The organism is Hyunsoonleella ulvae, assembly GCF_016827605.1.
Taxonomy (GTDB): Bacteria; Bacteroidota; Bacteroidia; order Flavobacteriales; family Flavobacteriaceae; genus Jejuia; species Jejuia ulvae.
In genome coordinates, this window is record NZ_JAEPJQ010000008.1 from 67,661 (window position 1) to 81,307 (window position 13,647).

Consider the following 13,647-nt stretch of genomic DNA (forward strand, 5'->3'; position numbering starts at 1 on the left):
TCGGTTTTGGATTACAAATATATGTAAATTATCGTTAAAACGAATATTTAGTCGATAAAAAGCTTTTTTGAAATAAAATGCTAGTTGTTTAAATTTTTAAATAGGTTAGTTTAACCCAACCTTTCCTTTTACAGATTCAAACAATTTTTTAGAATTATTTTATTTATAAGTAACTAAGCCACCATTTATCACGGTTGTTTACTTTATACCGCATGTAAGTTCTACTTGGAAAATATAGGAGTGTTACTACACCTATCCAAACAAGGTACACAACAAATAACGAGTAGCCATAATCTAAAAGTTTTGCATTTCTAAATACATCATTTGTTAAAATCATGTTTTCCCAGTCTCCACCAAAAATCAATATACCTACAATGGCTAATACATGAAGCACAACAATATGTAAGAAATAATAGAATAAGGGTACACGTCCAAAAACAAGCAATATATTGGTAACTTTATTTTTTACATTTTCAATAGCAACTAAAAACAGTAATGCTGGACCAATAGTTACTAACAGATAAGATAAAGAGGGAGGGTATTTGGTAACATTAAAAAACGATAGTATTGTTTTGGTTGTAGTATCCTGAGCTGACCATGGTACTAAGTCTCCATACATATTTGTACCTCTAAAAATAAAAAATAATACAATACAGCTTACTCCAATTCTAACTAAATATTTTCTTCTTAAATCTGTATTAAAGTCTTTTTTGTATAGTGTCCCAAAACAATAACCTAAACTGATGAGTCCAAACCATGGTATGATAGGATAAGCAAAAGCAAACATTCTACCATCTATCATTATAAATTGTGACTGATGGAGTATGTACCAAATTATGGAAGTAAAACTGGAGCCTTTCAATACGATACCATCTAATGTATTATGACCAGCAACTAACAGTACACCTATAGCTAGAATGGCTTTGATTGGTAAATAAATAGTAAAGGATAATAATATCATACACAGGCCAATAGCCCATATTACTTGAAGAACTATAAAACCATAGGTAACATCAAATTTCCAAATAAAATTGTTAACTATAATTGATAAAAAAATTAACCAAAACCCACGTGTAATTAAAAACTTAAATAATTGTGATTTACTTTTTTTAGTACCGTATAAAAAAGCAGAAGTTCCAGCCAAAAAGATAAATACAGGTGCACAATAATGCGTTATAAACCTAGTAAAGAATAAAGATGGGGTAGTAGTGTCTAAGTTTGTAGGGTCAGAAAAAAATGAGCCATAATGAAAGTAGTCCCTCGTGTGGTCTAATGCCATCAGTAGCATTACTAAACCTCTTAAAACATCTATGGATGTAATGCGTTTGGATTTGTTTTGCAAAATATATTTGGTTGATTGCCTTGAATTTAGATAAATATGAGGGAAGTAACAAACTTTAGTTTTAAAATGTACTGTTTATCCATTATTTATGTATTTAACGTTAGATTTAAAAAAAACCAACGCCATTGTTATATTTTTATAAAAAAAGCTACTGCAAATGAAAACAAAACTACTTTTAATATCTTTTTTGAGTGTTACCATTGGTTTTTCGCAAACTGATATAGAACAATTACATAGTGCAACTGGATCAGAATATACTGTAATGAGTGGAACAATAGATCAATCTGTAACGGGAGCAAATATTTTATGGGATTTTACAAATTTAACTCCTACATCTACGATACTTGATGATACGTATACGGACGCAGGAACAACGGCCACGATAGAAACTTTTGAGGGAGCAACTTTACAAAATAGAATTGATTTGGCATTTAACTCAGGTGTAGCTTCTATAATAGGGGTATTGTCTCAAGGTATTGATGCTGTATATACTGATGCTGCTCTACTTGGTAGTTTTCCTTTAAGTTTTGGATATACAAATTCAGATCAAGTTGAAGGAACCTACACAAGTACCTCAGCTAGTGGTAATATACGTGATAATAGTACTGTTGATATTAGTGTAGATGCATGGGGCAATTTACAGGTGGGTACTTTTAATGGAGAGGTAACAAGACTTAAGCTGGTACAAAACTTAACCCTTGATGTGTTAAATGTGCCTTTTCCAGCAACAATCACTTCTTATTTTTATTATGATGCTAATACTGATGATCTTGTTTTTAGATACTCTAGGGTACAAGCAGATCCTCCTTTAGTTGCGGCTATTGATGAGACGGTATTAGAGAGCTTATCGGTCTACACACTATCTACGGTTGATAAGACGTTGGCAAGTTCGCAAATACAATTGCTTAATCCAGTTAAAGATGACCTAAGGTTTAGTTTAGAGGATGACATACGTATTGAGAAAATTAAAATTTATGATATTTCTGGTAGGGTTGTTTTACTAAAAACAGTTACAAATGATGTTTTAAATGTAGGTTTTTTAAGTTCAGGAATGTATGTAGCTTCCATTGAAACTAACCAAGGTATAGTTTTAAAAAAGTTTGTAAAAGAGTAATGGCCAGTAAAGGAATTAAAAAAAGCGTTTCATTTTGAAACGCTTTTTTGTTATACCGATGTAGCTTTTTCTTTTTTAATCGAAAAGTCTACTTCTATCTGATTATGCAAAATATCATCAAACGTTTCACGTTTTCTAATTAAATGCGCTTTGTTTTTATACCATAACACTTCTGCAGGCCTGTATCTTGAGTTATAATTACTGGTCATAGAGAAACAATATGCCCCAGCATTTTTAAAACGCAAAATATCTCCTTCGTTAATTTCGTTGATGCGCCTGTTGTTTCCAAAGGTATCTGTTTCACATATATACCCTACAACCGAATAAAAACGTTCGCGACCATTTGGGTTAGATATATTATCAATATCATGATGCGATCCATAAAACATAGGTCTTATTAAATGATTAAACCCAGAATTTACCTGAGCAAAAACAGTAGAGGTCGTTTGTTTTACTGCATTAACTTCTGTTAAAAAATGACCAGATTCGCTCACTAAAAACTTACCTGGCTCAAAAGCTAAAGTTAAATCTTTACCATATTCTTTACAAAATGCATTAAACTTACTAGATAGCTTTTTACCTAATTCTTCAATATTGGTTTCAATATCTCCAACTTTATATGGCACTTTAAAACCAGAGCCAAAATCAATAAACTCCAGATTCTCAAAGTTTTTAGCAGTTTCAAACAAAATTTCGCTGGCATATAAAAACACATCAATATCTAAAATATCACTTCCGGTATGCATATGGATACCGTTAATGTTCATTTTAGTATTTTCTACTATACGTAATAAGTGAGGTATTTGATGAATTGAAATTCCGAATTTAGAATCAATATGTCCCACAGAAATGTTGGCATTACCACCAGCCATTACATGAGGGTTTATACGTATACAAACAGGAGTTTTTGGATGCTTTGTACCAAATTGTTCTAAAATAGATAGATTGTCTATATTAATCTTTACACCAAGTTTAGCAGCAGTTTCAATTTCATCTAAAGATACACCGTTTGGAGTATAGATAATCTGCTCAGGCTTAAAACCTGCAGCTAAACCTAATTGTACTTCTTGTATGGAAACGGTATCAATACCTGCACCCAAATTTTTAAATAATTTGAGTATAGAGATATTAGATAATGCCTTAACAGCATAATTAATCTTTAATTTTTTAACTGATTTAAAGGCACTGGTTAATTTATGATATTGGGATTCAATTTTTTCTCCATCATACACATATAAAGGATTTCCAAACTCTTTTACAATTTTTAATAACTGAGTGTTTTCCATTGGTGTTTTTTTAATTTCAGGCAAAGATATTTTTTTAGCACCAAAAACAAATCAAATAACTAAAAATTATACAAATTAAACATTTTGTTATTTATTTAACATTTTGATTTTAAACATCATTATTTTTAAAGGCAATACTGGCTCAAATATTAGAATAATTACAAGTGATTATTTACTTTTGCTTTTCTTAAAAACCATAGAGGAAATTATGAACTTACACGAATATCAAGGAAAGGAAATCTTAAGCAATTTTGGTGTACGCATTCAACGAGGAATTGTGGCTCAAAACAAACATGAAGCTGTAGCAGCTGCAAAACAGTTAACTTCTGAAACAGGAACAAGCTGGCATGTTATAAAGGCCCAAGTTCATGCTGGTGGGCGTGGTAAAGGCGGTGGCGTAAAGTTAGCCAAGAACTTACAAGAAGTAGAAGATATTGCAGGACAGATTATAGGAATGAATTTGGTAACACCACAAACATCTGCTGAAGGTAAAAAGGTACACCAAGTATTAGTTGCAGAGGATGTATACTATCCTGGAGAAAGTGAAACAGATGAGTTCTACATGTCTGTACTTTTAAATCGTGGTACAGGTAGAAACATGATTATGTATTCTACCGAGGGTGGTATGGATATTGAAACTGTAGCAGAAGAAACGCCACATTTAATCTTTACAGAGGAAATTGATCCTGCAGTTGGACTATTGCCATTTCAAGCGAGACGTGTAGCGTTTAATTTAGGGTTATCTGGTACTGCATTTAAAGAGATGACCAAGTTTGTTACAGCATTATATACTGCTTATGTAAAGTCGGACTCTTCTTTATTTGAAATTAATCCTGTTTTAAAAACAAGCGATAATAAGATTATGGCAGTGGATGCTAAAGTTACTATTGATGACAATGCACTTTATAGACATAAAGATTATGTTGATTTAAGAGATTTACGTGAAGAAAACCCTATTGAGGTTGAAGCTAAAGAAGTAGGCTTAAATTATGTAGATTTAGATGGTAACGTAGGATGTATGGTAAATGGTGCTGGTTTAGCAATGGCTACCATGGATTTAATTAAACAGGCCGGAGGTGAGCCTGCAAACTTTTTAGATGTAGGTGGAACAGCAGATGCTGCTAGAGTAGAAGCTGCTTTTAAAATTATTTTAAAAGATCCTGCTGTAAAAGCCATCTTGATAAATATTTTTGGAGGTATTGTACGTTGTGACCGTGTAGCACAGGGTGTAATTGATGCTTATAAAAATATGGGGAATATTAATGTTCCTATTATCGTTAGACTTCAAGGAACAAACGCCGACATTGCAAAAGAATTAATTGACAATTCTGGACTTGATGTTTTAAGTGCTACTGAGTTTCAAGAAGCAGCTGATAAGGTTCAAGACGTTTTGTCTTAAAATATTTTTAGTACATTATAGAGAGAGCGATTATTTTAATGATCGCTCTTTTTTTGTTTTCTATTGTCTCCTTTTGGTGTTGATTTTTGTTTGGGAGGCATAGGTCCTCTTAAATGAATTACCAAACCATTTAAAAAATTCCTGAGTATTTGGTCACCGCATTCCATATATTTAGGATGGTCTTCCCTTCTAAAAAAAGCTCCCAATTCACTTTTGGAGATTCTAAAGTCTACCAAAGCAAGAATGCTTACAATATCATCATCACGTAGTTTTAAGGCTACTCTTAATTTTTTTAAAATATCATTATTGGTCATATCTAATGTTTAGGGTACAATTCGGTAATGCATTTCATCGATTTTGAAACTTGAGTCATACCTTTTTAGCGTTTTGTTACATTTTCAAAGGTAATTTAAAATTTAAAACATAAAATCAATAATTTTCAGATTTAAATAGAGTTTAAAATATTGATTTTCAATTAGTTAAAATATTTTGTTTGTTTTTTGGCAAATATCGATGAAATGTTGATGTGCGTTTATTTTAGACTAAAAAAAAAGTAACTTGATAAAACCTCATAAATCCCCGATAAATAACGCTATGTTTTTCGATGAGAGGTATTATATCCACGATTAGCAAAAAACCTTTCTATGTAAATTTATACTATCAATAAAAATTACCCTCATAGAATGATTAATAGAATGGAAAAATTAAGTCTTTTATCAGAAATGATTGCTTTTGCACAGTATGATAAAGACATTCAAGATATAGAGTATAACTTTTTACTGGGAGTAGCTAAACAATTAGATATTTCTCGTGAAGATTTTGATTATTTAATCAATCACCCTGTTAACTATTCGCACTTAAAATCGCATAGTGAACGTATAGTTCAGTTCCATAGATTGGTTTTATTAATGAATATTGAACAAGAACATGGAAGCAATACGGCATCTGCAGGTGTTATAAAACTTTACAATTTTGGGTTGCGCATGGGCTTGAGTCACGAATCCATTTCGAAAGTATTGTACTTAATGGAGAGTTTCCCTAACAAAATAGTCCCTCCTGATGTTTTAATAGATATTTTTAAAACACAGTATAACTAGTAAATGTTGACAAAAGTAGGTCGTTAATCGGCTGATATTCATGAAAAGCTAAAAGTTATATCCCTTAAACTTTTAGCTTTTCTAATTTATCTTGATACGTTTTTATTTCATCCCTTAATTGTGCTGCTACAATAAAATCTAGAGCTTTAGCGGCTTCTTCCATAAGTTTGCGTTTCTCCCTTATTTTCTTTTCTAACTCAGGTTTGGTTAAATATTCGCTCTCGGGTTCGGCTGCTATTGCGGCCTCTAATTCATAACTATAAGTACTTACAGAGTTTTTTGCCAATGCATTATCTAAACTTTTATTTAAAGCCTTAGGTTTAACATTGTGTTTTGTGTTGTAAGCTATTTGTTTTTCACGACGGTAGTTCGTCTCGTCAATTGTTTTTTGCATGCTATTGGTAATTTTATCAGCATACATGATAGCTTTTCCATTTAAGTTTCTAGCTGCTCTTCCCACGGTTTGGGTTAAGGATCTGTTAGAACGTAAAAATCCTTCTTTATCTGCGTCTAGAATGGCTACCAAGGATACTTCTGGTAAATCCAACCCCTCACGTAGCAGGTTTACACCAACAAGCACATCAAATAGCCCTTTTCTTAAGTCTTGCATAATTTCAACACGCTCTAATGTATCCACATCACTATGGATATAACGGCAACGTATTTGTATACGGTCTAGGTATTTTGTGAGTTCTTCTGCCATTCTTTTGGTTAAAGTTGTTACCAATGTACGCTCATCTTTTTCAACACGAATCTGTATTTCTTCTATTAAGTCATCAATCTGATTTAAACTCGGCCTAACTTCAATAATAGGGTCTAATAACCCTGTAGGGCGAATAATTTGCTCAACATAAATACCATCGGTTTTTTGCAATTCATAATCAGCGGGTGTAGCACTTACATATATAACTTGGTTTTGTAACGACTCAAATTCTTCAAACTTTAAGGGGCGATTATCCATAGCTGCTGGCAGCCTAAAGCCATATTCTACTAAGTTTTCTTTTCTGCTTCTGTCTCCACCATACATGGCATGTACTTGCGATATGGTAACATGACTTTCATCTACTACCATTAAATAATCATCTGGAAAATAATCCAATAAACAGAATGGCCGTGTTCCTGGAGCTCTTCCGTCTAAATATCTAGAGTAGTTTTCAATACCAGAGCAATAGCCTAATTCTCTAATCATTTCTAAGTCAAATTCAGTACGTTCTTTAAGCCTTTTCGCCTCTAAATGTTTCCCTATTTCTTTAAAATAATCGTGTTGTTTTACTAAATCATCTTGAATATCTTTAATGGCTCCCTGTAGTATTTCGGGAGAAGTCACAAACATATTTGCAGGATATATATTCAAGCGGTCATATTTTTCAACCACAGTATTGGTTTGGATATTAAAAGACTCTATATCCTCGATCTCATCTCCAAAAAAGTGAATGCGATAGGCATCATCAGCATAGCTAGGGAAAATATCCACTGTATCTCCTTTTATTCTGAAATTCCCATGGCGAAAGTCGGCTTCTGTTCTAGAATACAAGCTCTGTACTAATTGATGTAATAATTGGGTTCTGGAGATAACTTGATCCCTTTTTAATGTGATAACATTTTTTTGAAACTCAACAGGGTTACCAATACCATACAGGCAGGATACTGACGCTACTACCAATACATCACGTCTACCGGAGAGTAGGGAAGAGGTGGTGCTGAGACGCATCTTTTCTATTTCCTCATTGATAGATAGATCTTTTTCTATGTATACCCCAGAAACTGGGATATAAGCTTCAGGTTGGTAATAGTCATAATACGATACAAAATACTCTACGGCATTATTTGGGAAAAACTGTTTAAACTCAGAATATAACTGTGCAGCTAGTGTCTTGTTGTGCGCTAAAACCAATGTTGGGCGTTGTACTTCTTCAATGACATTGGCTACGGTAAATGTTTTACCAGAACCTGTTACACCCAAAAGTGTTTGGTACTTTTCGTTAGAACTTATACCATCAGCAAGTTGCTGAATTGCCTGAGGTTGGTCTCCTGTGGGTTTAAATTCTGATTCAATTTTAAATTTCATAGCAGGTAATTCATGTTGTAATTACAATGCTTCTAAATTACTTAATATAGATGGGAATAAGAATTTAACCAGTGAAATTTTTACTAACGTTTTAGGGTAAAATGTCCCATAAAAGTTCTACCGTCTTCAAGAAGTACTTTAAACCAATAATCATCGGTAGGCATAAGTTGACCATTGTAAGTACCGTCCCAACCATCAGCAGAGGTTAATAATTGCTTCATGAGTTTTCCATAGCGGTTGTAAATATAAATTACGCTATTAGCTTGAGTATTTTCGTCTACACCTCTTATTTGCCATATATCATTTGTACCATCATTGTTTGGTGTGAAAAATTTTGAATACCCTATTACCGAAATGGGAATATTTATTTCTCCGCAAATACTTTCTCTAATAAATAGTGTGTAGAATCCTGCTCTAACATTAGTGAAAACAGGTTCGGTTTGGTAATTTATAAAATTTGAGTCTTCCTCAACTAAAGCAAATTCATAAGTACCACGCCCAATATCAGTAATATCTATAGTAACACTATTGTTTTCAGAGATATCTACAATGTCTATATCTTCGATTGTAATATTTGCGATCTCTGAGGATTCAACACTTACTTCTCTGGTTCTAGAACAGCCGGTACCATCTGTTTTTGTTAACGTTATGGAGTAAATGCCTGGTGTGGATACATTATTTAAAACCGCATTATTGGATACTACACTGCCTTCAAAACGCCATTCATAAGAAAATGTTTCGTTAGTATTTACATCAAGAGGCTCTAAACTAATATTGAATGAAGGATTTGAAGAACATACTATCCTTGGACTCTCTACTTCAAACTCAGGAAGCGGATTTACTGTAAAATCAACGGAGGTTGATACAAAACAAGATGGGTTTATGGTATTAAATACTTCTATGGTAATGGTTTGATTACCAGAAATAAAGGGGTCTGGAAGGCTTGGGCTATTTGTGATACTATTTCCATTTTCATCAATATAGTTATATGCTATCTGCCTATTGCTTTGATTGCCTATTATTGTATTTGTAAATGAAGTAGTAGGGAATGGGTATATACCATCATCATCAATATCTCCTGCACTACCATCACATACTACTTGGGCTGGGATAGTATTGGCTATCACTGGTTGCTCATCTACGGTAAAGTTTATTAATGTTTCGTCAAAACAAGGGCCGTCAGGGTCTTGAGTGTTGTTGTTTGTAACTCTTACCGTGATGGTTTGGTTTTCAGTTAAAAATGTAGGTTGTATTGGGCTTGTAACTGGGGTGCCATCATTATAAAGCAATGAGTCTCCATTAGCATTAAAATAAGTAATGGTTACATCAGTACTATTTTGTCCACTTAAAATTTGGTTCTCTAGTTGAGAGGTATCAAAAGGAAAGCTCAACACAGCATCTGTTGTATCAATATCACATTGTCTACTAAACGTTACTGGGTTTGCTACAGGTAATTCCTCAACATTTAATAAGTTGGCAAATTCTTTTATCCCTAAGCAATCATTCCCTAAATTACTTTTTACTCGTACCCAAATGGTTTGCATATTTGGTGAGCTTGTATTTTCATGATTATCTATGTCTGTAATCTCATTGGTTTCTAATTCAGCATCCATCAAGGCTTCATAGAAATGAGCTGTTACCGTAACGGTAGTGAAAATGTTATTTTCAATTTCATTTTTAATATCTGTTACATCAAAAGTAGCTATGCCATCGCGACTATCTATACCATCATCACATTGAAATTTGGGTTGCGGATTGTAGTTATTTAAAGCTGTACTACTTGGATTAACTTGAAGTGTTAACGGAACCACGCTATGGCATCCATTTGTGTCCTCAACTCTAATCCACACAGTTTCAGTTGTGAAGCCTGGGTCATCTTGATATGCTTCTGGGGTAAGTATAGGGTTCGAATTACTATCTGCTTCTACTTCTGTCTCAAAATAGGTAAACACTAAGTTTTCAGCAATAAAATTTGGATTGATTTCTGCTTTAATACTATCTAAAGTTAAGTTGAAAAAGGATTGTCCATCGTTGCTGTCATCATCACATTGTTGGAAAGTATTTGGGGTATTAGCTATCGGCAAAGCATTTATTTCTAAAATCGCCGGATCGGAATAAATACCACAACTATTTCCACTACGATCTAATTTTACACGATATTGAAAATTATTGAAACTTAACGGAATATTGGTAATTGTAAGCTGATCGGTTTGAGTTCCTGAATAGGTAGCGTTATCTGTAATTATATTCCAATTAGTACCACCGTCTGTACTAGTTTCCCATTGATAGGTTTCTGCTTCAGGAGAGATAACCATAAAGCTATCTGTCGAGTTTTCACAGACTGTGGTTGTTGCTGGTTGTTCTGTAATTGTAATAGGGGCGGCAGTTAAGTAGTTAGCGTCTGGCAAAGTATACCCATCAACGGCATTGGTAACGAGACCTAAACCTGTGGAGGCATCTGCAACTAAATCTACTAAAACGGTACCGTCACCTAAATAGGTATCCATATTACCATCAGAAAAGCCAGCTTCAATGACATCGGTACAATCATCGCCATCACTATCTTCATCGATGTAGCTAAAAACGCCATCGGTATCTAAGTCATTTAATGTATATCCAATCTCATTGCTGTCAGGTGTAGTTTCTGCTACGTCTATCCAGCCATTGGTTCCAAAACCTGGGCCGTCAACAATTCCATTTAAATCTGTATCAGAAAGTAAGCCTAGTTCCCCGGTTTCTATCAAATCTGTAATACCATCATTGTCGCTATCCAAATCATAAAAGTCTGGAACGGTGTCTCCATCGGTATCAACAGGAGGCATTCCATTATAAATATCGTCTAAACCATCATTATTTGCATCTATTCCTGATAAGGGTGTTAAAACACCTTGATTTTCAATAAAATCAGGAATGCCATCATTATCACTATCTAAATCAAATGCATCTTTAACACCATCAAAATCTGTATCTTTTTGATAACATGACAATGATAAAACCCCATTAAATGTAGAAGACGAGGTTCCGTTTTCTAAAATATGAACAAATGAAAAACCATCAACTTGATTTGCGAGAAATTCATAAGGTGTATTTCCACTAGGTGAAGGGTTAAACTTGAAGCGTATTTCTGAGCCAGATAATATAGTAACTCCAGTTTCAAAAATGCCATCAAAATTTGAATCTACTAAAAGTCTGTTGTCAGGATCTACTAATGTAATGTTTTTATCTACGGGTAATATTCTAACTATAAAAAATTCGCCATTAGCTTCAATATGTGTTATAGTATTGTTTTCTGAGAATTTGATATCTACAGCTTCGGTAAAATTCAAAGTATAGTTGTTTTGGGCAGAAGTTGCAGGCATAACTACACTACTAATATTACCTGTAGCGTTTCCATTGAATGTATTGGTACCCCCATCACTATTAGTCTGTGTAAAGTTACCCGTTGCAATAGTTGTATTTGTACTTCCATCTTGAAATACTAATTCAGGTGTGTTTAAATTTGTAGTATTTAGTGTAACGTCTCCTCTAGATTCTGTACAATCAGGGATACCATCATTGTCATTATCTATGTCTATATTATCGATTATCCCATCGTTATCTCTATCATCTGGACAAATACTAACAGGAATTTCCACAGACTCTAGCTCATCATTAGTACATGCTATAATACCTACTAATTTATATGTTCCTGGATTATTAGGTGTTATACTGGAATTTGTTTCCAAGATATCAACGAAACCTGCTCCAGAGCCATCATCAAAAAGCCACCTAAAACTATCAAAGTTTTGAGCATTTGCAGCTTCTAAAGTAACATTAGGAATACAGTTCCCTAAGGCAGTAAATGTTACATCAAAATTAATTTCTGGTGGTGAAGGGAACCCTGAATAGAAGCTTCCAGATGTAGCTTGCCCACTATAATTGAAATATGCACAATATAACTCATCATCACTTTCTACCGTAATGTTGCCTGTGATACCTTTAACTTTATATGTAACATAATCTGTTTTTTCAGTTACAGCATTTGGAGTACCTAGGGGAATATTGCCTGTTGTAGACGATATTGCGGTAACATTAGCAGTACTTTTTGTTACTATGGTAATTCCTCCTTCATAGTTATTGCCACCAATACGATTAATATTGGCTATATTATCCAGGTTACCACGTGTTTCACAACTTAGTGGAGGCACAAAAAACATCCCTTGGTTAGCCTCAGAAGGAGAACCGTTATTACTTAAACCACCAACGCCTTGATATGCGAAAACAGGTTGTGATGTTTCAACATACATGTTGTCGTTACTACTATAGTTATTACCTTCTATAATGAAGTATTCCCCAGCATTAATGGTAATACCAGAGGCATTTCCATTGATATTGATTGAGGTGTTATTAGTATGAGCTACTAGTAAAATGTTTTCCCAACTATTTGAGCCATCTCCTCTTACAAATATATATTCTGTACCTATTTTACTTTCTCCAACAATTTGATCTATACCATAATCTCTGGCTCCGCCACCACCAAAAGTACCATTTGCAGATCCACAATTAACAACGATTGGTTTATTTGATTCTACAAGAGCGCCTATTAAGCCATCTTCATTAACTAAACTTCTAGCGCTATTGGTAGCTATAGTGTAGCTCTCTCCTTCATTTAATATTACCGATATCGGAGTAGCTCCACTGTAATTTTCAATTATAAGTCCTGTAGGTAAGTTGCTAAAGGTAACCTGTGTATCATCCTCCGAAGCCATTACCGAAACAAAATTCAAATAGTTATCACGAGAATTAGCAAAAGCTCCTTCATTGTTATAACTACCAATTCGAAATGAGGTGTCAAGTGCAGATAAACCTTTGCTTACAAGAGCACCTGCTTGTGAACCAGCATTCATTCTTACCGATACATATATCACATCTTCAGCTTCTATTATATAACCCTTATTTGTTGTGATTACACTTGAAGTTGATGGTGGTATAAACAGTTGGGTATTACCACCACTGCCTACTGAGATTTCTGCTGGATTATTATTGCTCACAGTACCTGTTATATAATTAGCTTCAGGTTGTCCTATGGGCTTTATAGTATATGGAACGTCAGAATTTCTAGGAGTTGAAAGATATATATACTGGTCTTGTGGTGTAGAACTACCCGATTCAGCATACGTTAAGGGCGGGATATAGTGTGTTTTACTTAATTGGGAAAAACCTTGATAGCCTACTAAAACGATAAGGCAAAAAATGAGGTTCCGTAACATAGCTATTAATTATTTAGTATAGGTAGATATTAAGCTTAAAGCTATAAATATATAGCATTTAAGCTTTTTAGACTTAAATAAACGCTTAAGGT

At 33.8% G+C, this 13,647-nt stretch carries 8 protein-coding genes; 3 read left to right on the forward strand and 5 right to left on the reverse strand.

What is annotated here, in order from left to right; translation table 11 throughout:
* Positions 1-163: 163 nt before the first annotated feature.
* Positions 164-1,342 carry a DUF1624 domain-containing protein gene (locus JS605_RS16290; protein ID WP_239000379.1) on the reverse strand — a complete coding sequence of 393 codons (1,179 nt, stop codon included), beginning with the start codon at positions 1,340-1,342 and terminating at the stop codon, positions 164-166.
* A 157-nt stretch (positions 1,343-1,499) separates the two neighbouring features.
* Between JS605_RS16290 and JS605_RS16295 the strand changes: the two genes are divergently transcribed.
* Positions 1,500-2,456 (forward strand): T9SS type A sorting domain-containing protein, encoded by a 957-nt coding sequence (locus JS605_RS16295; protein ID WP_203258794.1) that lies wholly within the window; start codon positions 1,500-1,502, stop codon positions 2,454-2,456.
* A gap of 50 nt (positions 2,457-2,506) precedes the next feature.
* On the opposite strand, the gene lysA is transcribed toward JS605_RS16295, so the two are convergent.
* A complete protein-coding gene (gene lysA / locus JS605_RS16300) occupies positions 2,507-3,742 on the reverse strand; it encodes a diaminopimelate decarboxylase (protein ID WP_203258847.1) in 1,236 nt (411 codons plus the stop codon).
* 208 nt (positions 3,743-3,950) lie between these two features.
* Between lysA and sucC the strand changes: the two genes are divergently transcribed.
* On the forward strand, positions 3,951-5,141 hold the full coding sequence (gene sucC, locus JS605_RS16305; RefSeq protein WP_203258795.1) for an ADP-forming succinate--CoA ligase subunit beta: 1,191 nt from the start codon (positions 3,951-3,953) through the stop codon (positions 5,139-5,141).
* Positions 5,142-5,176: 35 nt separating this feature from the next.
* On the opposite strand, the gene JS605_RS16310 is transcribed toward sucC, so the two are convergent.
* Positions 5,177-5,455 carry a DUF1456 family protein gene (locus JS605_RS16310; protein WP_203258796.1) on the reverse strand — a complete coding sequence of 93 codons (279 nt, stop codon included), beginning with the start codon at positions 5,453-5,455 and terminating at the stop codon, positions 5,177-5,179.
* 369 nt (positions 5,456-5,824) lie between these two features.
* Here JS605_RS16310 and JS605_RS16315 point away from each other — a divergent pair, with 369 nt between their 5' ends.
* A complete protein-coding gene (locus JS605_RS16315) occupies positions 5,825-6,238 on the forward strand; it encodes a TerB family tellurite resistance protein (protein WP_203258797.1) in 414 nt (137 codons plus the stop codon).
* A 64-nt stretch (positions 6,239-6,302) separates the two neighbouring features.
* On the opposite strand, the gene uvrB is transcribed toward JS605_RS16315, so the two are convergent.
* Both uvrB and JS605_RS16325 read right to left on the reverse strand, forming a co-directional pair.
* Complete coding sequence (uvrB, locus tag JS605_RS16320; protein ID WP_203258798.1) at positions 6,303-8,306, reverse strand: excinuclease ABC subunit UvrB; 2,004 nt, start codon at positions 8,304-8,306, stop codon at positions 6,303-6,305.
* A gap of 83 nt (positions 8,307-8,389) precedes the next feature.
* Complete coding sequence (locus JS605_RS16325; RefSeq protein WP_203258799.1) at positions 8,390-13,555, reverse strand: T9SS type B sorting domain-containing protein; 5,166 nt, start codon at positions 13,553-13,555, stop codon at positions 8,390-8,392.
* Between the last annotated feature and the right edge of the window lie 92 nt (positions 13,556-13,647).

Excerpts from the sequence above, each read along its gene's own strand:
- JS605_RS16295 (WP_203258794.1), top strand. The coding sequence starts at position 1,500 with ATGAAAACAAAACTACTTTTAATATCTTTTTTGAGTGTTACCATTGGT.
- lysA (WP_203258847.1), bottom strand. The coding sequence starts at position 3,742 with ATGGAAAACACTCAGTTATTAAAAATTGTAAAAGAGTTTGGAAATCCT.
- JS605_RS16325 (WP_203258799.1), bottom strand. The coding sequence starts at position 13,555 with ATGTTACGGAACCTCATTTTTTGCCTTATCGTTTTAGTAGGCTATCAA.
- JS605_RS16315 (WP_203258797.1), top strand. The coding sequence starts at position 5,825 with ATGATTAATAGAATGGAAAAATTAAGTCTTTTATCAGAAATGATTGCT.
- sucC (WP_203258795.1), top strand. The coding sequence starts at position 3,951 with ATGAACTTACACGAATATCAAGGAAAGGAAATCTTAAGCAATTTTGGT.
- JS605_RS16310 (WP_203258796.1), bottom strand. The coding sequence starts at position 5,455 with ATGACCAATAATGATATTTTAAAAAAATTAAGAGTAGCCTTAAAACTA.
- uvrB (WP_203258798.1), bottom strand. The coding sequence starts at position 8,306 with ATGAAATTTAAAATTGAATCAGAATTTAAACCCACAGGAGACCAACCT.